The sequence below is a fragment of the uncultured Marinobacter sp. genome (assembly GCF_947259545.1).
GTDB lineage: Bacteria > Pseudomonadota > Gammaproteobacteria > Pseudomonadales > Oleiphilaceae > Marinobacter.
Map to the genome: position 1 here is coordinate 37,546 of NZ_CAMYMK010000006.1, position 24,935 is coordinate 62,480.

18 protein-coding genes are annotated in these 24,935 nt (G+C 58.5%); 4 read left to right on the top strand and 14 right to left on the bottom strand.

Annotated features, from left to right (window positions below; all coding sequences use genetic code 11):
• Window positions 1-115: 115 nt before the first annotated feature.
• A complete protein-coding gene (locus Q0Y21_RS07335) occupies window positions 116-2,725 on the top strand; it encodes an EAL domain-containing protein (protein WP_297793213.1) in 2,610 nt (869 codons plus the stop codon).
• Here the strand turns inward: Q0Y21_RS07335 and ilvD are convergent.
• The 4 genes from ilvD to Q0Y21_RS07355 form a co-directional block, all read right to left on the bottom strand.
• A complete protein-coding gene (ilvD, locus tag Q0Y21_RS07340; protein ID WP_297793216.1) occupies window positions 2,709-4,385 on the bottom strand; it encodes a dihydroxy-acid dehydratase in 1,677 nt (558 codons plus the stop codon). The genes Q0Y21_RS07335 and ilvD overlap by 17 nt on opposite strands.
• Window positions 4,386-4,500: 115 nt before the next feature.
• A complete protein-coding gene (locus Q0Y21_RS07345; protein ID WP_297793218.1) occupies window positions 4,501-5,967 on the bottom strand; it encodes an NAD(P)/FAD-dependent oxidoreductase in 1,467 nt (488 codons plus the stop codon).
• A gap of 137 nt (window positions 5,968-6,104) precedes the next feature.
• Window positions 6,105-7,031, bottom strand: a complete 927-nt coding sequence (locus tag Q0Y21_RS07350; protein WP_297793221.1) for a ferritin-like domain-containing protein — start codon at window positions 7,029-7,031, stop codon at window positions 6,105-6,107.
• A 27-nt stretch (window positions 7,032-7,058) separates the two neighbouring features.
• Complete coding sequence (locus tag Q0Y21_RS07355; RefSeq protein WP_297793224.1) at window positions 7,059-7,886, bottom strand: SDR family NAD(P)-dependent oxidoreductase; 828 nt, start codon at window positions 7,884-7,886, stop codon at window positions 7,059-7,061.
• Window positions 7,887-7,982: 96 nt separating this feature from the next.
• On the opposite strand from Q0Y21_RS07355, the gene Q0Y21_RS07360 reads away from it, so the two are divergent.
• Window positions 7,983-8,600 (top strand): TetR/AcrR family transcriptional regulator, encoded by a 618-nt coding sequence (locus Q0Y21_RS07360; protein WP_297793227.1) that lies wholly within the window; start codon window positions 7,983-7,985, stop codon window positions 8,598-8,600.
• 48 nt (window positions 8,601-8,648) lie between these two features.
• On the opposite strand, the gene Q0Y21_RS07365 is transcribed toward Q0Y21_RS07360, so the two are convergent.
• Window positions 8,649-8,939: a type VI secretion system PAAR protein gene (locus tag Q0Y21_RS07365; protein ID WP_297793230.1), complete on the bottom strand. Its 291-nt coding sequence runs from the start codon at window positions 8,937-8,939 to the stop codon at window positions 8,649-8,651.
• Window positions 8,940-9,124: 185 nt separating this feature from the next.
• Here Q0Y21_RS07365 and Q0Y21_RS07370 point away from each other — a divergent pair, with 185 nt between their 5' ends.
• On the top strand, window positions 9,125-11,539 hold the full coding sequence (locus Q0Y21_RS07370) for a xylulose 5-phosphate 3-epimerase (RefSeq protein WP_297793233.1): 2,415 nt from the start codon (window positions 9,125-9,127) through the stop codon (window positions 11,537-11,539).
• Here the strand turns inward: Q0Y21_RS07370 and Q0Y21_RS07375 are convergent.
• From Q0Y21_RS07375 to ald, 4 genes are all read right to left on the bottom strand, one after another.
• The gene (locus Q0Y21_RS07375) at window positions 11,520-14,264 is read right to left on the bottom strand and encodes an HAD-IC family P-type ATPase (protein WP_297793236.1); all 2,745 of its coding nucleotides are present in this window, start codon (window positions 14,262-14,264) and stop codon (window positions 11,520-11,522) included. The genes Q0Y21_RS07370 and Q0Y21_RS07375 overlap by 20 nt on opposite strands.
• Window positions 14,265-14,429: 165 nt before the next feature.
• Window positions 14,430-15,038: a Yip1 family protein gene (locus Q0Y21_RS07380; RefSeq protein ID WP_297793239.1), complete on the bottom strand. Its 609-nt coding sequence runs from the start codon at window positions 15,036-15,038 to the stop codon at window positions 14,430-14,432.
• An 87-nt stretch (window positions 15,039-15,125) separates the two neighbouring features.
• Window positions 15,126-15,698, bottom strand: coding sequence for a glutathione S-transferase N-terminal domain-containing protein (locus tag Q0Y21_RS07385; RefSeq protein ID WP_297793242.1), 573 nt, complete (start codon window positions 15,696-15,698; stop codon window positions 15,126-15,128).
• Window positions 15,699-15,720: 22 nt separating this feature from the next.
• Window positions 15,721-16,839 (bottom strand): alanine dehydrogenase, encoded by a 1,119-nt coding sequence (gene ald / locus Q0Y21_RS07390; protein ID WP_297793245.1) that lies wholly within the window; start codon window positions 16,837-16,839, stop codon window positions 15,721-15,723.
• Between the two features lie 108 nt (window positions 16,840-16,947).
• Between ald and Q0Y21_RS07395 the strand changes: the two genes are divergently transcribed.
• Window positions 16,948-17,751 (top strand): dienelactone hydrolase family protein, encoded by an 804-nt coding sequence (locus tag Q0Y21_RS07395; RefSeq protein WP_297793247.1) that lies wholly within the window; start codon window positions 16,948-16,950, stop codon window positions 17,749-17,751.
• A 21-nt stretch (window positions 17,752-17,772) separates the two neighbouring features.
• On the opposite strand, the gene Q0Y21_RS07400 is transcribed toward Q0Y21_RS07395, so the two are convergent.
• The 5 genes from Q0Y21_RS07400 to rapA all read right to left on the bottom strand — a co-directional run bounded on the left by Q0Y21_RS07400 (window position 17,773) and on the right by rapA (window position 24,888).
• Window positions 17,773-18,468 carry a lysophospholipid acyltransferase family protein gene (locus Q0Y21_RS07400; protein WP_297793250.1) on the bottom strand — a complete coding sequence of 232 codons (696 nt, stop codon included), beginning with the start codon at window positions 18,466-18,468 and terminating at the stop codon, window positions 17,773-17,775.
• Between the two features lie 164 nt (window positions 18,469-18,632).
• Entirely contained in the window at window positions 18,633-18,839 is a 207-nt protein-coding gene (locus Q0Y21_RS07405; protein ID WP_008172950.1) for a cold-shock protein, read from the bottom strand.
• 239 nt (window positions 18,840-19,078) lie between these two features.
• Window positions 19,079-19,459 (bottom strand): fluoride efflux transporter CrcB, encoded by a 381-nt coding sequence (crcB, locus tag Q0Y21_RS07410; protein ID WP_297793253.1) that lies wholly within the window; start codon window positions 19,457-19,459, stop codon window positions 19,079-19,081.
• Window positions 19,460-19,476: 17 nt separating this feature from the next.
• Window positions 19,477-21,924, bottom strand: a complete 2,448-nt coding sequence (locus Q0Y21_RS07415) for an acyl-CoA dehydrogenase (protein ID WP_297793415.1) — start codon at window positions 21,922-21,924, stop codon at window positions 19,477-19,479.
• A 102-nt stretch (window positions 21,925-22,026) separates the two neighbouring features.
• On the bottom strand, window positions 22,027-24,888 hold the full coding sequence (gene rapA, locus Q0Y21_RS07420; protein ID WP_297793256.1) for an RNA polymerase-associated protein RapA: 2,862 nt from the start codon (window positions 24,886-24,888) through the stop codon (window positions 22,027-22,029).
• Window positions 24,889-24,935 lie beyond the last annotated feature (47 nt).

Genomic DNA, 24,935 nt, shown 5'->3' on the forward strand with positions numbered 1-24,935 from the left:
CATAAAATAGAGTAAAATTGCTTTTAATTCATTGCGTTACACATTATTTACATTTGTTATCACCGTGTAACGACTACCGTGGCACTTTAAACTGACCAGCAGGATCACCCCCTGAATGGCCCCATCGGCGACCCCGAACACTGACCCTGACGGCTTTCCTGTCCATGCATGGCAGTATATACCCAGACTGATCCGGCGCTGGTTGCCCCTCAGCCTTCTCGTTTTCGGTCTGGCGTACGGACTGACCGTCACCTCAATCCTGTCCACCGGTGACAGTGTTAATGTAAGTCACGATATCCCGGAGTTAAAGGCAGCCGATCATACTGATCAAATCCCAACGGAATTCACTCTGCAATCACTGGACGCCATTCTGGCGACACCAGAATCGTCCGCCATCACCTGGACCTCAACACCGGAAAACCACACGGGTCTTGGCTACCTGGACCAACCGGCCATTTTCCGCTTCACACTGAATAACCCGGAACATCAGCCAGTCCGCAAGCTTCTTGTGGTAGCAGCGCCATCGCTGGACAGCATCACGCCAGCCATGATCAGCCCGAAAGGTGCGTTGGAACGCCTCCCCCAGATGGGCGATACCCTGCCATTCAGCAACCGTCTGTATGACCTGCCACAATGGATCTGGTCCGTCACCCTGGAACCCGGCGCAACCACCTTCTTTTTCGAGGTTGAGAATTCCGGTCCAACCCTGCTGCCAATATCGGTTCACAAACCGGGAACCATCCTGGGACACACGGCCTTTACCCTGGCCTGGAAGGCGTTCATTGGGGGTCTGTTGGCCTTTGCCCTGCTGTTCAACATCAGTATCGTCATCATGCTGCGTCGGCCCGGGCTGGCATGGTTAAGTGTACTGATGATCGGTGTGATGCACAGTCAGCTGGTCATGGACGGTTTCGGACTCTGGTTCCTGTGGCCCGACTGGCCCCAGTTCAACGCTCTGCTCAGCGTGTCCCTGCCACTGTGTCTGATTGCCCTGTGTCAGTTTACGCCCCACTTTCTGTCGATCTCCCGACCAATCACATCCATACTTAACGGCATCAGCCTGGCCGCCCTCGCCCTGGCAATAGTGACGCCCCTGGGCCTGCCCCTGCCCGGACAGGGCTCGCTGCTGGTGCTGGCAACCCTGACCGGAGTATTTATCCTTGCGGTGGTGGCACGTCAATTCCGACACCATATCTACGCCCGCTATTACGGACTGTCTATCCTGGCAATTCTCAGCGGCGCCACCGTATCATCCATGCGCACCATCGGGTGGCTCCCCGTCAACAGCCTTTCCGATTCCGCCTTTTTCCTCGGTGCTGCCATTGCCTCTCTGGTGCTGACCAGTGGTGTGGGACGATTATTGCTTGAGGAGCGGAAAAAACGTCTCAGCGCTGACGTTCGCGCTCGCCAGGAGGGGCAGCTCAGGGCCAAAATAGAGAAAGATTACGATCACCTGCTCAAGACCCATCGGGTGACTGGCAAACCCAACCGCGCGATACTCGAAGAGTCCCTGGAGACCCTCAATGGCCACAAGGTTCCCTACACCTTGTGTCTGGTGCGCCTGCAACGATTCAATGAAATCGAACAGACCCTGGGTTACCGCGCTGCCGAAGAACTGCTGAAAACCTACCTGCGTCGCATGAGCCGCTTTCTTGAGCGCGTCTTCGAATCCCGCCTGGTAAGGATCAATGGCCACGCCCTGGCCAGCATTGACACCATCAATCACGCCTTCGCTTTCTATCGATATGATGATTGTGACGCCGATCAACACCTCATGAACGAACTCACTGCATGGCTTGGAACACACTTCCGCGAAGGGCGCTTTGCCTTCTCATGGAGTCCGAGGGTGGGAATTGCCCATGCCCCTGAACATGGCCCCGATGCCGCAGGCATCCTGTCATCGGCAGGTTTCGCCTCCCTCAGCGGTGATCAGCCACTGTGCGAATACGACCCGTCCATCGCGGAGTGGCAGTACCGCCAGCAAATGCTGATGCTGGATGTTGAGGACGCCCTGACTAATGGCTCCATGTGGCTGGAGTACCAGCCCAAGGTGGGTATTCGTGACGAGAGGACCAGTTCCGTGGAGGCCCTGATCCGCTGGCACCATCCCGAATTTGGCAAGGTCCCGCCAGACCACTGGATTCCGCTGGCAGAGCAGGTGGGGATGATTCATCCCGTGACGCTGTGGGTTATCCATCAGGCCTGCAGTGACTACCGGCGACTGACTTCACGGTACGGCAGTAACATCGCGGTCGCCGTCAATATCTCGGCCAAAGACCTGGCTCATCCGAGGTTTGACCAGGAGGCAATGGACATTATTGCACGCCACAGAATGCAGCCCGGGGATCTCATTCTGGAAATCACCGAAACTGCCATGATGGCCGACCCCGATGCGGCTCGGGCAATGATTCACACCCTCAGTCAGAGGGGCTTCCGCATCGCTCTGGATGATTTCGGCACGGGCCACTCTTCCCTGGGCACGCTGGCCAGTTTTGACCTGGACGAACTCAAGATTGATCGCAGCTTTCTGGAAGACATTCTGGATCACCCCGCCCGTCAACGCATCTTTCGCGCTGCCCTGGAACTGGGCCAGGCTCTGGATCTGGACGTGGTGGTGGAAGGCGTGGAAGATGAAGCTATCGCAGTCTGGCTTCAGCAGTTCCCCGGCCTCCATGGCCAGGGATACTACTGGGGGCGCCCGGAACGGTTCAGGGCAGATCGGTAACGGCTCCAAGAGAGGCCGAACTGACGGTTCGGGCATACTTTGCCAGCACACCACGGGTAAAGCGGGGTTCCGGTGCTTTCCAGGCTTTGCGCCGCTTCTCCATCTCCGCCTCTGATATATCCAGTTCAATGCGGTTGGTTACCGCATCAATGGTAATGGTGTCACCATCTTGCACCAGGGCAATCGGGCCGCCCTCTGCCGCCTCAGGGGTAATATGGCCGACCACAAAGCCGTGGCTGCCACCAGAAAAGCGGCCATCGGTAATCAGTGCCACATCGCTGCCCAGGCCCTTGCCCATGATCGCCGAGGTGGGGCTGAGCATCTCACGCATACCGGGGCCACCTTTGGGGCCCTCGTAACGGATCACCAGCACATCACCGGCCACCACCGTGCCATCGAGAATCCGCTCCTGGGCCTCTTCCTCAGAATGGAACACCCGCGCGCGACCGGTAAAGTGGGTGCCTTCCTTTCCGGTAATCTTGGCTACCGAACCGGTCGGTGCCAGATTGCCGAACAGAATCCGCAGGTGACTGTCAGCCTTGATGGGATTGTCGAAGGCATGAATGATGTCCTGCCCTTCCGGGTACGGTGCCACGTCCGCCAGGTTTTCCCCCAGGGTCTGACCGGTCACCGTGAGGCAGTCACCGTGTAGCAGCCCCCGCTCCAGCAGCATCTTCATCAATGGCTGGATTCCGCCAATGGCCACCAGCTCGGACATCATGTAATGACCACTGGGGCGCAGATCCGCCAGTACCGGTACCCGCTTGCCAATCTCGACAAAATCGTCCAGCGACAGCTCAACTCCCACGGTACTGGCCATGGCCAGCAGGTGCAGAACCGCGTTGGTGGAGCCGCCCAGGGCAATCACCACGGTGATGGCGTTCTCGAACGCCTCCCGGGTCATGACGTCCGAGGGTTTGATGTCCTTATCCAGCAGATTCAGCACTGCTGCCCCAGCGGCACGACAGTCCTCCGCCTTGGAATCGGATACCGCGTTCTGCGCGGAACTGCCCGGCAGGCTCATGCCCATGGCTTCAATGGCCGATGCCATGGTGTTGGCGGTGTACATGCCACCGCAGGAGCCTGGGCCGGGGATCGCGGTTTCCTCGATTTGCTTCACCTCGATCAGATCCAGATCGCCGCGGGCATGGGCCCCCACCGCCTCGAACACCGAGATAATGTCAGTGTGGTTTTCCCCGGGCATGATGGTGCCGCCATAGACAAAGACCGACGGGCGGTTCAGCCGCGCCAGGCCCATGATGCAGCCCGGCATGTTCTTGTCACAGCCACCGATGGCCACCAGACCGTCGAAGCCCTCACAACCGGCGGCGGTTTCGATGGAATCGGCGATAACTTCCCGGGATACCAGCGAGTACTTCATGCCCTCGGTGCCATTGGCAATGCCGTCAGACACGGTAATGGTGTTGAAGATCAAAGCCTTGCCACCGGCATCGTCAGCACCGGCCGCCGACTCTTCCGCCAGGCGGTTGATGTGCATATTGCACGGAGTCAGGTTGCTCCAGGTAGACGCAATACCCACCTGGGGTTTGCGAAAGTCATCATCGGTAAAGCCCACGGCCCGCAACATGGCACGGCTGGCAGACTTGCCGAGCCCATCCACCACCGGGGCGGAGTAACGACGGCGCTTGTCCTCGGTCATCGACGTCTCCTTGCTGGTATCCAAACAAACGAAAACGCCCTGTCCGACCACCAGGGTCCGCCGACAGGGCTCAGTTGATTCAGATTGTCAGAAAAACCGCCTCACAACAACGCTATCACGCCGGGATCAGCTCATAATCTTTCAGCTCAAGAGACGCCATCTGCCGCGCATACTGGGAGGCAAACCCCGGGTACATGGTCGCATTCACGCCATCTTCGGTGAGGTACCAGCTCTTGCAGCCGGAGTTCCAGTTGGTCTTCGCCAGCCTCTTCTGAATTCTCGCGTTGTACTCGTCCTGAGCCTTGCCGCGCACGGACAACGCCTTCAGATTCTTGTCCAGAATCGTCTGCACGCCTTTGACGATGTAGTCAATCTGGGACTCCATGTACACCAGCGCCGAGTTGTGGCCCGGACCAGAGTTGGGGCCGAAGGTCAGGAACAGGTTCGGATAGCCCGCCACGCTGATGCTCTTATAAGCCTGGGCACCACGTTTCCAGTCCTCGTCCAGTTTACGGCCACCCGCACCGCGAACCGGGAACGGCGTACCGGAGTGGCCAACGTCAAAGCCGGTGGCAAAGACGATACAGTCAAACTGGTGCTCAATGCCTTCCGCAGTCAGGATGCCGTTCGCGGACATCCGCGTGATCGGCCAGGTGATCAGTTTACAGTTAGGCTGCTGCAGGGCCGGGTAATAGTCGTTCGACACCAGGATGCGCTTGCAGCCTATACGGTAATCCGGCGTCAGCTGCCGACGTAGCCAGCGATCCTTGACCTGTCGCTTCAGGTGCCAGCGACCCAGGCGCTCCGCCAATCGGGTCATCGGCGAATTCCAGATCACCGCCAGGGCCATGGATTCGTGCGCCAGGTACAGACCTTTGCGCAGGGCGGACTGGCTCGCTGGCACCTTGCGGAACAGGGTCTTTTGCCAGTCCGGCGTGTCGAAATCCGGACGCGGCACCACCCACGCCGGCGTACGCTGGAAGACGGTCAGCTTGCTGGCGTCTTTGACCAGTTCCGGAATGATCTGGATGGCGCTGGCACCCGTGCCAATCACCCCGACCTTCTTACCGCGGAAATCGTATTCATGATCCCAGGCGGCACTGTGCACCTTGTGGCCCTGATACTTTTCGATGCCCGAAATATCCGGGAAGCTGGCGTTGGACAGTGGCCCCTGGGCCATGACCGCCGCTCGCCCGCTGAAGATCTCACCGCTGTCGGTTGTCGCGTGCCAAAGCCCCTGATCCTCATCAAAGGCCAGATCGCTCACATTCCGGTTAAAGCGAATGTACTTCTCCAGACCGAAGCGTTTCACCATCGCCTTGATGTAGCGCAGGATTTCCTCACTGCCGGAGAAGCTGCGGGACCAATCCGGGTTCTGATCGAAAGAATAGGAGTAAAGATTGGACGGGATATCACAGGCTGCGCCCGGATAGTTGTTATCGCGCCAGGTCCCGCCTACTTCCCCGGCCCGCTCCAGAATCACGATGTCCCTGATTCCGGCCTGCTGCAATCGGATGGCAGTACCCAGACCGGCAAATCCGGCGCCAACAATAAGCACGGTCGCCGGTTTATGCTTTTTCACGCTTTTTGCCGGCGTCTTTTTCGCTGCGGTCCTGGGCTTTCGGGAAGGGGTCGCATTGGTCATATCATGTTCTCACAAACAAATAGGGCACGTGGCGCTCCATCAGCCGGGCGCCACGCGTCTTCATCCGGGCCGGATCAGGCAGTCTGTTCGTAGGTCAGCTCTTTGACCCAGGTCGGTACCGCCGGCAATAGCTTGCGGGGGATGTAACTGGTCGCTTTCACCAGTGCGTCAACCGGCACGTGGTAGAACTTATTATTCCGATCCACCATCCAACGGCTATGGAACTTGATGATCTGGAACCAGGGATTGCTGCGGCCTTCCTTGGTACGACCGCCGATTTTCTCGAACTTCTCCATGCAGGCGTACAGCTTCTCTTCCGACAACCCCATCGCCACCACGTTGTCACGCATCTTGTTGAGCAACGGGAAGTAGGATGCAATCCCCAGGATCACCCGCGGGTTCGCGATTTGCGCCGCCATTTCGACCGTTTTGATATAAGTGGCGCCGTGCCCCTGCATTTCCATCACTGAAAAGCCAACGCCAAGGTGACGGGACTCGTCATCGTTGATCTTTTCAAACGCCTGGTGGCAGACCGGATCGTCCACGGTATCGAGCAGGAATTTGCAGAGTGCACCATCAAGGGCAATTTCCAGCATCGGCACCACAGTGCCCAGCACGTACACCGGCACCTCATCGCTGTGGCGATCCAGCCACTCGATCACCAGTCGCAGGTTGATATTCGGCTCTGGCAACTCGTCACCATCGAGCATGCCCCAACGCTTCATCAGCGCCATTTCGACGTTGGCGTGGCGCTGCTCCTCGGCGTGAAAATAGGTGTAAATTTCACGCAGGGTCTCCGTCGGGGCTTTCTTGGCCATGGCCGCAAATGCCCGGGCACCGACATGCTCGATCCACATCAGGTCGGTCATGAACTCCTTGAGTTTTGGCCACTGTTCTTCCGTGATCAGATCCGCTCCCGGTGCATCCCAGTCGATATCCGACAGGGCCCACTGGGTGCTCTTTACCTTCACGAGCATTTTATCCAGGTCAATCATCGCCATGATGCATACTCCTTGCGGCCAGAATGTTCAGTGCAGCCGGCTGACACCAAACCGGTTAATCAGTCCGATACCCCGGGCATAGCTTCGCGGAACCAGACGCTTGGCACGCCAGATCATGCGGGCATCGAATTGCGGCATAACGTAGAGATCGCCACGGTCCAGGGCATTCAGGGCATCGTTCACGACACGCTCCGGCGACATACCGAAACGGTCCATCAGACGGTCAAACAGCTTCGACGACTCTCCGACAATACGACCGTTGGCCTTGATATTGGTTTTCACCAGGGTCGGACACAGTGCCGTCACCGAAACGCCGGAGCCGGCCAGTTCGACCGCCATGGTTTCGGTCAGCGCCAGCGCGCCCGCCTTGGTGACGTTGTAGGCCCCCATCAGCGGAGCCGCGGAGAAGCTGGCGGTGGACGCGACATTGATGATGCCGCCGTACCCCAGCTGCTTCAGCTTCGGCGTAAAGACATGGCAGCCGTGAATGACGCCCCACAGGTTAATCCCCAGGGTCCATTTCCAGTCAGCCATCGGTGCCTCACCCACGGGTTTGCCGCCGACACCGACACCGGCGTTATTGATCACCAGACTGACCGGCCCGGGCAGCACCCGCTCGGCCTCCTCGGCCAGTGCTTCGACCTGATTGAGCTTGCTGACGTCGCATTTGAACGCCCAGGCCTGACCACCCAGCTCTTCGACCAGTGCCACGGTTTCCTCGGCAGTGGCCAGGTTGATGTCCGAGCACAGGACAGAACCGCCCCGGCGAGCAATTTCCAGCGCGAATGCACGGCCAATACCACTACCGGCGCCGGTTACGACCGCAGCGGCGCCACGGCTGGGTTTATTGGGCAAACGACTTCCAAACATGGAATACCTACACTTTGACTGTCAGTGAATGATTCACCCACAATAAAGCGAACGCTTGTTCGGTTTCAATTCGGAAAATTTATGGCCAGAAAACCTGTTCAGCAACGCGCCAAAGCCACCGTGGACGCCATTGTCGAAGCGGGCTTTATTGCCATGGCGGAGCGCGGACCGGCCGCCACAACAACCCGGCAAATTGCTGATATTGCTGGGGTTGGCGTGGGCTCTCTGTATGAGTACTTCGAGAACAAGGAAGAGATCTTCCAGGTGATGAGCGAGCGGTTCGTGGCCGATACCATTGCCATGATCCAGCCACTGATCCCGACCATTGTTCGGAAACCGATTAAGGAAGCGGTGCTGGATCTACTCGGACACTTTCGGGATTTCCTCCAGGCCAACAACGAGCGCTATCTCAAGTGCGCACGCTACGCCATGGCTCTGGACTTCGAACAACATGTGGAACCGCTGCAAAAGACCCTGTCGGAACTGGTCACCCAGTACCTGATGCACCACCCGGAGACCCTGAAAATCCGCAACATCCCGACCATGAGCTACATCATGATCAATGGCGGCATCTATTCCGTGGTGCGCCACCTGTGTGATCCCGCACCGCCCATCACGTTTGATGAACTGGCCGGGGGACTGGCGGATATGGTCAGCCATTATACCGAGCGTGAGATGGCGCTGGTTGAATCGCAATGAACCTGGCGTTAGCCGGATACAGGCATTGATCGTGCGGAACCAACGACGTCAGCTTCCAATGATCACGCTACCGCTGCCGATGGTGACACCACCACAGGATACCGCGCTGCCGGTAACGGCCGCCGGAATACCATTGATCAGCACAGTCCCCGAGCCAGCTGCAATGGCTCTTGGATGGGGTGGGTGCTTGGGCTTGGAGTGAATGGCGAGGGGATCACCCACCCGCGCAACCGGTTTGCCATCAACCAGCACATTGGGGGAGCCGGCAATAACCGGAGTGGGTGGAAAGCCCTGATGATCTGTTCCGGGATCACCCAGCAAAACGATACTTTTACTCATTCCCTGAATCCTTGTCTTCCATGTCAGCATGTCATCCGTGGGGCTATCTTATAGCGAACAGACTGACATGCCAAACGACCAGGCCTCATCCCACCCCGGAATCACCCCCGGATGACCTGCGTCAAAGGCCGTCCGCAGCACATCTTTTACAATCCCTTCATATACTCGCGCCATGGAGGCCCGCCATGCCAACACTCAGCCACCTGAGGTCTGCTGCTCCCACATCCGGTTGCCCGGACTTTGAACTCTGGCGGCACGGTTATGGAGCCATACAGCATTCCCCGACCACCTGTACCAGTGTCAAAGCCATGGCGGACCAACTGGTCGCCGACGGGCAGCAGCCTGACACCGCGACCGTTTTCCGCAAGCTGTGTGCGCTGGATCGCCTGACCAGTGCGGGGTTATGGCTGGTCGCCCACATGACCTACGCGAACCGGGTAAATATCACCGGCCAGCCCCTGAAGGCGCGGGATTTCAAAAAGCATCCGGAGGGCCACACCGGCGGTGCCCTGAATATGGTACCCGCCTATGCCGCCTACCTGGCACTGAACAATCTGACCGGGGAGACCCGCAGTTGGCTCATGGGCCAGGGGCATTGCGTTGCCGCCATTGATGCCCTCAACGTGCTGACGGGCAACCTGCATCCGGAACAACTGGACCGGTACCAGGGCCCTGAGGGGCTGTCCGTGCTGGCATCGGATTTTTACAGTTACCGCCAACGGCCGGATGGCGGCATGGCAACACCGCTGGGCAGCCACGTAAACGCCCACACCGCCGGCGGTATTATTGAAGGCGGGTACCTCGGGTTCGCTGAACTGCAATACGCTCACATGCCACTACCCGGCGAATCCCTGGTAGCGTTCCTGTCAGACGGCGCCGCCGAGGAGCAACGGGGCAGTGACTGGATACCCCGCTGGTGGCGGGCTGAAGACTGCGGCACGGTGTTGCCCATCATGATTGCCAATGGACGGCGGATTGAACAAAGAACCGAACTGGGCACACAGGCGGGCCTGGAACGATTTGAAGAGCACCTGTCCGACCGGGGCTTCGCACCGGTGCGTTTTGATGGCCGCGACCCCGCCGCCTTTGTCTGTGTGCTGTATGAAATGGAGAAAACACTGACTGAGAACGGCAGGCAGGCCGCCAATGGCGAGCAACCCTATCCGGTTAAGGTTCCCTTCGGCATTGCCGAGACCCTCAAGGGCTTTGGTTTCTACGGCGCCGGCAGTAACGCCGCTCACAACCTTCCCCTGCCCGGCAATCCGCGGATGGATACCAAGGCGCGGAAACTTTTCCAGACTCACGCCGACCGGCTGTGGGTGGCGCCGGATGAGCTGGCCGGATGTATACACCAACTCAACGAGCATGCCGATCAGCAACGCCCATTGGAACGGGATCATGCCCTGGCAATGCGCAATCCGCCGGAACCGGTCATGCCGGAGATCCCCCAGGTCAGTGGGACATGCTCGCCGATGCAGGCCGTCGACGATTTCTTTATCGCCCTGGTAACCGCCAACCCCGACCTTCGGGCACGGGTGGGCAATCCGGATGAGCTCGCCAGCAATCGCCTCAATGGCATCCTGGCCCAACTAAAACACCGGGTGAACGATCCCGAGAGCAATGAAGAATCGGTGCATGGAAAGGTGATTACTGCACTCAACGAAGAGGCCGTGGTGTCTGCCTGTCTGGGTAATAAGGCGGGGCTGAATCTGGTAGCCAGCTATGAAGCCTTCTGCGTGAAAATGCTGGGCGCCATTCGCCAGGAACTGATTTTTTCCCGTCACCAGCGGGAAGTGGGCCGCCCCGCCCGTTGGTTGGGCTTTCCGGTGATTGCCACATCCCATACCTGGGAAAACGGCAAGAACGAGCAGTCCCACCAGGACACCACCTTCTGTGAAGCCTTGCTGTCGGAAATGAACGACGTGTCGCGGGTGGTCTTTCCCGCCGACTACAACAGTGCGTTGGCGGTGTTGCCCGGCATTTATCAGGGCCGGGGCACCCTGACCTGCATGGTGGTACCAAAGCGTGAGCGCCCCTGCGTGTTCAACGAAACGGAGGCGCAGGCGCTGGCCCGCAATGGCGCACTGGTGGTGGACGAGGACACCTCCAACGGAGAACCGGTGTTACTGATTGCCAACGGTGCCTACCAACTTTCAGAACTGATCCATGCCTGCGAAAGGCTGCGGGATACCGGCACCCCCTTCCGACTGGTCTATCTGCAGGAGCCGGCTCGCTTCCGTCAGCCACGTGACGTCCACGAGGCGGCGGCATGCCTTTCCGAGTTTGAGCGTGAGCGGCTGTTTCCGTTCCGGCTGCACCGCCGGGTGGCGTTGACCCACATGCGTCCAGAGGTATTCCGTGGCCACCTGCATCCGCTGTTTCCCGAACCACGGCAATCCAGGGCGCTGGGCTACATCAACCATGGCGGCACCCTGAACGAGGCCGGCATGCTGTTTGCCAACCGGTGTTCCTGGGCCCATGCCCTGGCGGCCTGCGCCAGTGTCATGGAGCGCCCTCCGGGCGAGTGGCTCTCCAGTGCCGAACTCGCCGCCGTGGAAGGCCGGGGCGACCCCTCTGTGATTACGGGTGGCCGGGGCTAGGCGCTGGCCTCCGGTGGTACCTCAGCTTCTTCCGCAAAGCCGTTTCCAGCTCCAGAACAATGAGCACGGTGACGCCGGCTCCGGCAGCAAACAACAGCGAGTCGATGCCCAGAGGCGCGCTGCCAAACGTATCGTGAAACAATGGCAGGTAGGTAAAACCCAGCTGGAGCACGACCACTGCGGCTACCGCCAGCAGCACAATCGGCGTACCCAGCACACCGCGGAAGGTGATGGAGGGCGTATCCAGGTAACGCACGGCAAACAGGTAGAACACTTCCATGGCTACCAGCGTGTTGACAGCCAGTGTCCGGGCGGTGTTCTCATCGTCAAAGCGCTGCATCGCCCAGCTCCAAGCAGCGAAGATACCGACCAGGAACAGCAAAGACACAAATCCTACCCGCCAAAGTACGAATCCCTCGAGCAACGACTCATCCCGCCGCCTTGGGGCCCGCTTCATGACATCCGGCTCGGCCGGCTCGAACGCCAGCGTCATGGCCAGAACCACTGAACTGACCATGTTGACCCACAGAATCTGCAAGGCAGTGATGGGCAATGTCAGCCCCAGCAGCAGTGCGGTGATCAGACTGACGGATTCACCACCGTTGATCGGCAAGATAAACGCGATGCCCTTTTTCAGATTAGAGTAGACGGTTCTGCCTTCCCGCACTGCAGCAGCAATACTGGCGAAATTGTCATCCAGTAGCACCATGGCCGATGCCTCCCGGGCGGCTTCCGAGCCCTTAACTCCCATCGCGATACCAACATCGGCCCGCTTCAGTGCCGGGGCATCGTTGACGCCGTCCCCGGTCATGGCCACCACACCGTGAAGCGCCTGAAGCGCCGTTACCAGCCGTAATTTGTGCTCCGGACTGGTCCGCGCAAACACGTCCACTTCCCCGGCCAGTGCCGTCAACTGATCATCGCCAAGAGTGTCCAGCTCCTTGCCGGTTATTACCCTGTCGGTATTTTTCAGTCCCAGTTTTGCCGCAATCGCGCCGGCGGTCATGGCGTGGTCGCCGGTGATCATCTTGACCCGTATACCGGCGTCATGACAGTCGCTGATGGCCTGAACGGCTTCGTGCCGGGGCGGATCGAGAAGCCCAACCAGGCCCAACAGCTCAAGACCCGCCTCAACCTCCTCCACTGCCAGCGAGGACTTCCCGGATGGCACCGTCTTCCGCGCCAACGCAAGCACCCGCAGGCCTTCGGATGCCAGCTCGGCGATGGTGTCTTCCCAGGCCTCACGATTCAATTCGCCAATGCCGCCATCCGCCGTCACCCGGCAGCCGCACATCTCCAGAATGCGTTCCGGAGCTCCCTTCACATAGGCAAGAGTATGGCCATGGTGGTCGTGATTGAGTGTGGCCATGAAGCGGTATTGTGTATCGAAGGGAATCTCATCCAGCCTCGGCCAATCCTGATCGCTCTGTTCCAGATCAAATTCGGCTTTGTGGGCGAAGACTTTCAGTGCGCCCTCCATCGGATCACCGGCTACGGTGACACCCGCTTCACTATGACGAAGATGGGCATCATTGCAGAGTGCGGCCGCCCGGGCGAGCTCCAACAGCGCCGGGGAGGATGTGCTACTGCCGACCCCACCCTCAAGGTCATACCCTTCCCCGGTGACTTCCAGATGTTGTCCGTCCACCACCACCGATGTCACCATCATCTCGTTGCGGGTCAGGGTTCCGGTCTTGTCGGAGCAGATCACCGACACCGCCCCCAGGGTTTCGATCACCGGCATTCGGCGCACTACTGCGTGACGAACCGCCATGCGACGCACCCCAATGGCCAGGGTAATGGTCAGAATCGCCGGCAGCCCCTCCGGGATAGAGGCTACGGTGAGGCCCACCACGGCCATGAACAGCTCGGCAAAAGGCAATTCACTGAAATACAGGCCGCCAAAGAATATCGCAATACCGGCCAGAATAATGATCATCGACAGGTAACGGGCAAACCGGTCAATCTGTTCAAGCAAGGGCGTTTTCAGTGAAACCGTGGTCCGCAGTAATCCCGAGATTCGGCCAATTTCACTGGCCAGCCCGGTACGGACCACCACGCCGCGTCCGGTCCCGGTTACTACCATGGTGCCAGAGAAGGCAATGCTGTATTGATCGCCGAGCACCGCATCCTCGGGCACTGATTCGGGAGATTTGTCCACCGGCTGAGATTCACCGGTGAGAATGGCCTCATCAATTTTCAGGCTATGACACTGTTCCAGGCGCAAATCCGCCGGCACCCGGTCACCGGATTCCAGCAACACAGTGTCACCGGGAACCAGTTCAGCCGCGGCAATGCGATGTTGGCCATCGTCCCGCAACACCAGGGCCTTTGGTGCCAGCATGTGACGGATTGCACTCAGCGCCTGTTCAGCCCTCCCCTCCTGAATAAACCCAACCAAGGCCTGGATCACAACCACTGCCAGGATGACCGCAGTATCGACCCAGTGTCCGAGGATGGCTGTCATGATGGCCGCAACCAGCAGGACATATATCAGGAAATTCCTGAGCTGACGCCCCAGCCTCGCGAGGGGACCGCGCCGGGCACCCTCTGGTAGTCGGTTCAGGCCATACTCGGCCTGGCGCTCCCTCACTTCAGACTCGCTCAACGGTAAGGAAGCGCTTAACTCATACCTGACACCACTGACATCCATCGAATGCCAATGTTGATCTGGAGTCAAAGAATTCGCTTCGGCAGGTGGTGGTTGGCGGGATATCAGCGACATGGACCAGCTCCCTTGAGATTGCCAGTCTCTATTTAAATCAGATCAGGGCACTGCCCGGATTGTTTCAGATCAAGATTGATGGCGGGGAATCCTGACCCGAATCGATACTGACGAAAAAGGGAGCCAAAGCTCCCTTTTTAACCGTACTTGCGTCTTAACAGTTGCTCAATGAGTGAAGACCGGGCCAAACCCGAAATTCCAGAGCAGGACCGACCCGACACGGGTAGATACCAGAATGACCAGTGCCACCGTAAGCAGCGCACCGCCGTACATCACCGCACGCTCTTTCTCGATACCCATCACAATGGGCAGCCCGTCAAACATTAGCCAGGCGCCATAACAGGCAGCAACGAGAAATACGATGGCGTTGAACCAGGGCACCGGGTACAACAGGGCAAAACCCGCCAGGAACAAAGGTGTGCAGGAGTAGGATGCCAGGGCAATACCATTGGAAGGCACATGTTCTTCCACGGCCCCGTAGGTTTTGGCCATCCAGTTGATGGCGTAGCCCAGCGCAAACACACCCACCAGCATAGCGAAGTATGTCAGGATACTGAGCTGCAGGGCACTGATTTCCGTCAGTTTAATCAGGCGGTCATTACCCACGGTCCAGCCAAAGTGGGCAGTTGAAATGTAAGCGCATATTGGCGCAATCGCCGCCAGGACCAGCACATAGGCGACATAAAGACGGCGAGGTGGCGCGTGTTCTTTCCGTATGGAAATCCACTCGTCATCAGGATGGGTGAAAAGACCAAACGCGTGAGACAGGAGCATTGCCGTCCTCCAATTCTTTTTATTGACGCTATGAAATACGCTTCACCTTAAAAGCTAGATCAGAACGGCAAAAAGCTCCAGTGACAATCAACTATTACGGGGATCGGTTTTCGCCACCCAATGCTCATCCATATGGCGATCCCGGAAGGACAGCAGACTTTCGACGCCGTCGAAGCTCACCAGATCCCGGAAATCCAACCAATCCACCAGGCAGTACAGACAGATTGCCGGGTAATTCCATCGTTCGAACTGGCCATCACTGACCATTGCCGCCAACGTTCTCAACGTTGTCATGATGCGCTCACGCTGCAGGTTGAAAAACATGACATCCGCATGGGTATCAAGGCCCGAGCGCTCGGACAGCAGCAATGTCACTGCGGAATCATTGGCAGCGTCAATCAGGGTGAGCTGATTCTCCTGATTCCAGGTCAGCGGGTCCAGACACTGTTTGGCACTCAGGTAGCGGGCAATAACACGGGAATCGTAAATCTCCTGGTCGCCGTCCACCAACATGGGAATCTTCAGGGCCGGATTGTTACGACGAAGTTCGTCACGCCCCTCACCATAGATGTTGAGATTGATGAAATCGTGGGGCTCCTCATCCAGCAATATGCGAATACGGCGAACGTAGGGGGATGTCGTCGAACCAATCAGTTTCATGTGTTCTCCAGTCTCAAGCGGGTTAAGTCCCCAGCAGGGAGGCAGGATCCGCAAAGGTATGGCCGGTTGCCTGTGCCACCTCACCGTGGGTGATCTTTCCCTGGTATACATTCAGGCCGTGCAGCAGATGAACGTCCTCTCTCAGCGCCTGTTCCGGCCCCCTGTTGGCCAACGCCGCAATGAAAGGCAGGGTGACATTGTTTAACGCCAGTGTTGACGTACGCGCAACCGCCCCGGGCATATTGGCCACACAGTAATGTACCACGCCATCGACAACATAGGTGGGGGCATCATGGGTGGTCGGCTTCGAGGTTTCGGTGCAACCACCCTGATCAATCGCCACATCCACAATCACACTGCCCTCCGCCATGCGGGAGACCATATCACGGGTCACCAGTTTTGGTGCCGAGGCACCGGGAATCAACACCCCGCCGATAACAAGATCCGCCTCGATGACCGAGTGCTCCAGGGTTTCAGCAGTGGAAAACAAGGTGCTGATCCGGTTCCCGTACAAGTGATCCAGTTCCCGCAGCACGTCCATGTTTCGATCCAGGACCGTCACCTGGGCACCCAGCCCGATGGCCATGGCCACGGCATTCTGGCCCACGGTACCACCACCAATAACCGTGACCCGGGCCGGCGCAACGCCGGGCACACCACCGAGCAATATGCCTCGCCCACCCAGATTTTTCTCCAGGCAATGGGCACCGGCCTGGATCGACATCCGCCCGGCAACCTCCGACATGGGTGCAAGCAATGGTAGACGGCCATGGCTGTCGGTGACAGTTTCATAGGCGATACAGGTGGCTCCGGAACGCATCAGATCGTCCGTCTGCGCCTTGTCCGGCGCCAGGTGCAGGTAGGTGAACAGGGTGTGGTCTGCGGTCAGCAATGCCCGCTCATCGGCCTGGGGTTCCTTGACCTTGACGATCATGCTGGCAGCGGCAAACACCGCAGGCCCATCCTCGAGGATCTGTGCGCCGGCATCGCGGTATAGCCCGTCAGAAAACCCGATGGCGGCACCCGCACCGGTTTCCACGAACACCTCATGGTTATGGGAGGTCAGCTCCCGCACAGCCGCCGGGGTCATGCCCACACGGTATTCGTGGTTCTTTACTTCCCTGGGGACGCCTATCTTCATCAGTCATACCTCTACGGCCAGCGGCTAACAGTGTTTCCTGATGCAAAGTGTAGTAAAAAGGTCAGGTATCGGAAGACGTAATCAAACCAACAAGGAGGAGGAACACCCGTGAAGACGATCACAACCGCCCTTTCTGCCGCCACTTTCGCATTGTCACTGACCAGCACACAGGTAAGCGCCGACATGCAGACAGAAACCGTCGAATACACCGTCAATGGGGACACGTTCACCGGTTATCTCGCCTGGGATGATGATGTAGAAGGCCAACGCCCCGGCGTACTCGTCGTCCATGAATGGTGGGGCCATAACGAATTTGCCCGCGACCAGGCTGAAAAGCTCGCGCAAGCCGGTTACACCGCCTTCGCACTGGATATGTATGGCTCAGGGAAAGTCGCTGACCATCCCGACGATGCCAAGCAGTTCATGCAGGAAGCCACCAGTGATATCGACAATATCAAATCCCGCTTCATGGCGGCGATGGAGCTATTGCAGGCTCATGACAGCGTCGATGGCGACCGGATCGCCGCCCAGGGATATTGTTTCGGTGGCGCCGTGGTACTGAACATGGCACGCATGGGCGTGGACCTGGATGGTGTGGTGAGCTACCACGGCGCTCTCGGTAGCCCCATCAAAGCCGAGGCCGGCAAGGTGAACGCACGCGTGCAGGTCTACACCGGCGGTGCTGACCAGATGGTGCCGTCTGATCAGGTTGCGGGGCTGGTCAGGGAAATGCAGGATGCCGAAGTGGACCTGACCCTGGTGTCATTCCCGGGTGTCATGCATTCCTTTACCAACCCGGAAGCTGACAGGATTGGCAAGGAATTCGGCATGCCGGTCGGCTATGACAAAGCCGCCGCTAAGCGTTCCTGGGACGGCACTCTGCGATTCTACAACGATATTTTTGCGGAATAAGCGGACACGGGAAGAGTCGCGTTACAGGGCACCGGCAATGGTGCCCTTCACTTCCTCCATCAGCCCGTCTACTGACTTGTCACTGGCAGTGACCGGCGGATGGATAATGATCTCAATAGCACCAGGACTGAAAGCCGCTGTACCCTTGGGCAGGCGATCGTGAGAACCCCGGATTGTCACCGGTAGAATCGGCAACTTCCCGTCCCTGGCGATGACGAAACCACCTTTCTTGAACGGCAGCAAGTGACCATCCAGGGAACGCGTACCTTCCGGGAACAGCAGTATTCCGGTGCCATCCGGCAACTGGGCAACACCGCGCTTGATACTCTCCAGGGCATCGCTGCCTTTTGAACGGTCAATGAACAGGTTTCTTGAGGTTTCCAGCGCCAGTCCGAACAGCGGCACTTTCCTCAGTTCTTTCTTGATGACCCAGCGATACTGCAGTCCCAACGCCAACACCAGTGCCGGCGGATCCAAGTAGGACGCGTGGTTGCTGAGAATAACGTAGCGCTGTCCCGGCACGATGTTCTCCCTACCGGTCACCACCAGGCGGATACCGGTTACCTTGAGGATGATCCAGGCAAAAACCTGGGTGCCATGGAAAGCAGCATCACCACGCTTGCCCAGCAAGGCAGCAATGACAATCGGGAAGAACAACAGCAGGGTCAGCAGGGCAGCCCAGAACAGAATCCAGGTGGCTTTGAGGAATCGCAGCATAGAAGGGGTTCCTGAACATCTCGACAATGCCAAGCAATATTGGGCAACAGGAGCGTAAAGATTACACAGGGAGACTGAAATCTCAAAAATCAGGAGGGGCCAAAGACATAAAAAAAGGCAGCCGAAGCTGCCTTTTTGGCGGTTATTGCTTAATCCGTGGAGGATTAAAGAGCAACAACGTTCTCCGCCTGAGGACCTTTCTGGCCCTGGGTAACGGTAAACTCAACCTGCTGGCCTTCTGCCAGGGTTTTGAAACCGCTGCCCTGAATAGCGCTGTAGTGAACAAAAACGTCCGGGCCGCCTTCACGAGTGATAAAGCCAAAGCCTTTTGCTTCGTTGAAGAACTTAACAGTACCGGTAGTAGTAGACATACTTAAACTTCCTGAAATCAATCATATTATCTGCTGCCCAACACCTTCGTGGTGCGGGGTCAGCGTTTCACGGAAAAACAGAACTCGCGGAATCAAAAACAGGACGGTCACTACTAACTGCGGAGGTACGTCTTATTCATGAAATGCTTTGCTGAATCTTTCCTACGCAAAATACTCTACTCCGGAATCAGCGGATTGCCAAGAGTATTTTCAATAATTTCTGTAGGTAAAGATACCCATCAGCCTCGCAGCAGGCCGAACATGTAAATTCCCAGTGCCGTCATGAGGATGGAACCAATCACGTGGGCCAAAACGCCGGCAATGGCCATGCTCCATTTGCCCTCCTGGATAGCGGCAAACATTTCCAGTGAAAATGTGGAGAATGTGGTCAGTGCGCCACACAGGCCGGTGATGGCGAACAGCCGCCATTCCGGGGCCAGTGCGCTGCCGTGCATGAAGAAACCAATCAACAGGCCAATCAGCCAGCCCCCGGCCAGGTTGGCCACCAGGGTGCCTATGGGGATGGCGTGATAGCTGGAATTCAGCCACAAGCCCAGAGCCCATCGGACGTTGGCGCCGATGACGGCGCCAACACTCACAGCGACAAAGGACAACCACATATCAGATCACTGCCCGGTCATGCAGGATTATGATCAATCACGGTGTCCTTGTTACGGGCAAACTCGTCGAACGGGAAGTCGTCCACAGTGAGCATTTCCAGCACCACTGCTTCGTACTGCCGCATGAATTCCGCCTCTTCCTTGGTGTAAACACCAGCCTCCAGAGCCGCTTCGAAGCGTTCTTCCGGGTGTAGCGCGGTCATTGGCAACTCACCCTTGGCGTAGGCTTTGGTGACCTTACGGTACAGCTGTTCGGCCTTGTCGTAATCCTTCAAAAGGCCATTGTAGCTAGCCAGGGGATTTTCCACCTTACCCTCACCATCAGTGGTCCAGGTGCTGGCAATCAGTTTGCTGCGGATCGGGGTATCAGTGGACATTGCACGGGCCAGGCTACGGGCCAGGTCGTCATGGGGCGCATCCCAGTGCCGACCAAGTGGCATGGTGACGGCGCGCAGGGCCGCTGCAACCGGGCGGTTTGGCAGGTTCTGCAGGAATTCGTCCAATGCGTTTTCCGTGCGGTGGAGCAACAGAGCCAGGCTGTACTCCATCACCTCTTTCTCCCCCTCGACCGGCTGGGTCTCGTGCCAGTTCTTCAGCACCATGGACGCCAGATACAGGTTGGAAAGCATGTCACCGAGTCGCGCGGAGATCAGCTCGCGCATTTTCAGCTCACTGCCCAGGGTGGTCATGGCCGCATCACCACACAAGCCAAAGGCTGCACTGAAGCGGGCAACGGCCTGCGCGTACTTGCGGCTGGCGCTGTCGAACGGTACGTCCGCACGCCCTATTCCCAGAGCCTGGGTGAAAGCGCGGGCAGCGTTGCCAAAGATCAGGCCGGCGTGCCCGAAGAAGGCATCATCGAATGCATCGATGTCGTCGTTGTCCTTGGCAGCCAGCTCCTTGAGTACATAGGGATGGCAGCGAATAGCGCCCTGACCGAAGATCATCAGACTGCGGGTCATGATGTTGGCGCCTTCCACGGTGATGGACACCGCTGCGCCACTGAAGCCAATGCCGAGGTAGTTGCGGGGTCCAAGGGTAACCGTCTTGCCGCCGTGAACGTCCATGGCATCGGTCAGCACACTGCGCTGGAACTCGGTCAGGTGGTATTTGAGGATTGCCGATGGAACCGCAGGCTTCTCGCCCTTGTCGATCATGTTGGCGGTGTGATTTACCGCCGCCTGGGCAATGTAGGTCTTGGAGGCAATCCGCGCCAGGGGTTCCTGAACCCCTTCCATATCCGCCACCGGGGTATTGAACTGACGGCGAATCCGGGTGAAACCACCTGCCGTGCCCACGGCATAGGCCGCAGCACCGGCCGCTCCGGAAGGCAGGGTGATACAACGGCCGACGGACAGGCATTCAACCAGCATACGCCAGCCCTGACCGGCCATTTCCTGACCACCGATAATGTAATCCAGCGGAATGAAAACATCCTTGCCCTTGATCGGGCCATTCAGGAACGGATGGCCAATCGGGCAATGACGGCGACCGATTTCCATGCCTTTGGTGTCACGGGGGATCAACGCACAGGTGATGCCGTAATCTTCCTGCTCGCCCAGCAATCCATCCGGGTCGAACATGCGGAACGCCAGGCCGACCACGGTGGCGATTGGCGCCAGGGTAATCCAGCGTTTCTCGAAATTGAGCCGGATGCCCAGCACTTCCTTACCGTCAACTTCCTGCTTGCAGACAATGCCGGTGTCCGGCAGGGACGTGGCATCCGAACCGGCACGGGGACCGGTCAGACCGAAACAGGGGATCTCTCGGCCGTCCGCCAGACGCGGCAGGTAATGGTTCTTCTGTTCCTCGGTACCATACTTGACCAGCAACTCGCCCGGGCCGAGGGAATTGGGGACACCGACGGATACCATCAGCATCTCGTTGGCCGCCAGTTTCTGCAGCACCGCAGTCTGGGCCTTGGCCGAGAAATGCAGGCCGCCGTACTCCTTGGGAATAATCATGCCGAAGAATTTCTCTTTCTTCAGGAAGTCCCACAGCTCTTTCGGCAGATCGGCACGCTCGACCCCTACATCCCAGGCGTTGCACATGGAGATCGCCTGGGTGCACTGGTTATCCACGAATGCCTGCTCTTCGTCGCTCAGCCCGGTGTTGCGATTGATCAACAGGTTGTGCCAGTCCGGCTGACCGGTGAACAGTTCTCCATCCCAGCCCACGGTGCCAGCTTCGAGAGCAACCTTCTCGGTTTCGGAGACTTTCGGTGCCACTTTCTTGAACATGGCGAAAATGCGCGGTGTCAGCCAGCTCTTGCGAAACCCTGACAACCCGGCTGCGGCAGTAACGCCAGCGCCGATGAACAGAATCAAAGCGAGGGTTCCCGACGCGAAGATCAGGGATACCAACCCCACTACTACCATTACACCAATGGCCGGCTTGGCACCGGACTCCCGGCGCATCACGGTCAACAGACCGGCCACCGCGATCACGAACAGAATGAAAGTCATCATAAGGTCTCTCTGTCATTCATGGATTGAATATCGAAGACTACATTTCGTTACGTTCAAGGTAACCGATCAGATGATTTCTGGCCAGTAATCACATCATGATCAGGCAGTTACAATCACCCGGATGCCTTCCAGGGACAGGCTGGCCTGCGTTAGTGCCGATTTCGCCGCCTCGAACTGATCCTGGAAAAACCCGATCTCTTCGTCACGGATCGCCGGATTCACTTTCTTCAGCGCCTCAAGTCGCCGGATTTCTGGCTCAAACACGCGGCTCAGCTGTGCCAGCGCTTTCTCACGCATCGGTTCCAGGTGAGGGTCCGCCAGCGCCTCGACATGACCAACCATGGTCTCCACCTGTGGCCGGATCTGCGGAACGATGGCCTGCGCAGTACGGCGGCGGATATTGGAACAGAGATCGTTCAGGCGATCATGGGGCAAAGCGGCAGATAAATCGCGACCATTGACGTCCACCAGCATCCGCAGCGGCGACACCGGCAGGTAGCGTGACAACTGCAATGACTCCGGCGCCGGACAGTGCACCGTGAACAATGCTTCCAGCAACAACGTACCTGCCGGCAGAGCCTTGACCGAGAGACTGGCGAGCGCGGCCTTACCGAGACCGGAACTGGTCACCGAATCCATCACGCCGGTCACCAGCGGGTGCTCCCAGCTCATGAACGCCATGTCTTCGCGCTCAAGTGCCTGCTGGCGGCTCCAGGTGACCGTCAGACCGTCCTCAGGCAATTCAGACACATGCCCCGCATGGTACTGCTCTCCGGGCTTGAGCACATCGGCGTGCTCGGAATGATCTTCCATATCCACGCCGAGGATATCGAACGCGTCCACCATGTAGTCCCGCACTTCGGCGGATCCCTCTTCCTCTTCGATCTTTTCGATAAGGTCGGTCGCCACATCGCGGCGACAGGAATTCATCTCGATCAGTGCGTCACGGCCATTCTGCAGCAGGGTGCGCAGACGGTCGGCTTCCGCCCGGGAATCAGTCAGCATGGCATCCAGCTCTGACAACTCACCATCCACCACACGCTGCCAATCGCTCTGCACCTTGTCCTGGACCGCCACACCAACGGAACAACTCTCTCTGAACGCATCGAGCCCCTCATGGAACCAACGGAACTGGGCTTCCTGAACCGTGCCTTCCAGATAGGGAATATGAACATCGATGGTGTCGGACTGGCCGATCCGGTCAAGCCGGCCGATACGCTGCTCCAGCAGGTCGGGGTTGGCCGGCAGGTCGAACAATACCAGGTGGTGGGCAAACTGGAAGTTGCGCCCCTCGCTGCCAATTTCTGAGCAGATCAACGCCTGGGCACCCTGCTCGGTGTCGGAAAAATAGGCCGCCGCCCGGTCCCGCTCGATCAGGCTCAGGTGTTCGTGGAAAGCCGCACTGCGGATACCGGCGCGCAGCTGTAGATAATGCTCCAGAGCCATGGCCGTGCTGGCGTGAGCGCAGATAACCACCACTTTGGCCGGTTTCAGGCTGGCCAGGGTTTTCTCCAGCCAGGCCACCCGTGGGTCTTCCGCAAGCCACTGCTCTTCGTCCAGCGCCCGTTCCGGCGCCAGATTTTCGAGACCAAACCGTTGGAATTGATAACTGTCGGGACACGGCAGGGGTACCGGCAGGGCACGCCGCTCCGGAAAGCCCTGAATGGCGGCGCGGGTGTTGCGGAACAGCACGCGACCGGTGCCGTGCCGATCCAGCAGAGCATCAATGATGGCCTGTTGCGGGTCGGGCGCCTTTTCCAGCACGGTCAGTTCGTCACCCAACCAGTTCTTCAGCTCAGCCCGATCCTCCGGCTTCAGGCTGTCACCGTTATCCTGCAAGCGACGCACGACCTCATTGATGGCCTCGTACTGCTGCTCTTCCTCCCGGAAGGTCTCCAGATCGTGGAAACGCGCGGGGTCCAGTAGCCGCAGGCGGGCAAAGTGGCTGGCCACGCCCACCTGCTCCGGTGTCGCAGTCAGCAGCAACAGCCCCCGGCTGGCCGCCGACAAATCCTCCACCAACTGGTATTCCGGGCTCACCTGCTCCGGACTCCAGGCCAGATGGTGAGCCTCGTCCACCACCATCAGGTCCCAGCCGGCCGCCACGGCATCCTTCTGGGCCTGCGGGCTGGACATCAGGAAGTCGAGACTACACAGCACCAGTTGATCGCTTTCAAACGGATTGACCGAAAACGCGTCGCCGAACACCTTGTTTACCAGCGCGTCGACGTCGTCCTCACTGTCAGCCAGTGCATCGTACCGACCCTGGTCGATGATGGAGAAGCGCAGGTTGAAACGCCGCAACATTTCCACCAACCACTGGTGAATCAGCGAATCCGGCACCACGATCAACGCCCGCTTTGCGCGACCAGTATGCAGCTGGTAGTGGAGAATCAGACCCGCTTCAATGGTTTTGCCAAGGCCCACTTCATCGGCCAGCAGCACCCTGGGGGCATGACGGCTGGCAACCTCATGGGCAATGTAGATCTGGTGAGGCAGGTGCTGGGTGCGTGCCCCAATCAGGCCCTGGGCGGCGGATGCCCGCAGACGCTCCTGGTGCTGTAGCGTTGCAACGCGAAGCCGGAAGGCACCGTTGCGGTCAAACTGACCGGCAAACAGGCGCTGGTGCGGTGCGGAGAAGTTCACCGAGCTGCTCAGCTTGACTTCGGAGATCTGCTGGATTGTTTCACCATCGTCCGCGTGGTACATCAGAACGCCACCCAGATCCTCCACCGCCTGCACGATATAGCGGTCGCCATCAAAGGTCTCGATCTCTTCACCGATCTGGTAAATGATGCGGGACAGGGGGGCGTTATCAATAGCGTAGGTGCGCTCTTCGTCGGCTGCCGGGAACCCGAGGGTGACCCGACGTCCCGAGATGTCGGTGACAATTCCAAGCCCGAGACCGGTGTCGCTGTGGCTGACCCAGCGCTGGCCGATGACAAAATCCGATGCGTCCAAGAAACCTCCGTCGCGTTTCAATTCAGGGTGTCTGTAAAGTCGTTGTT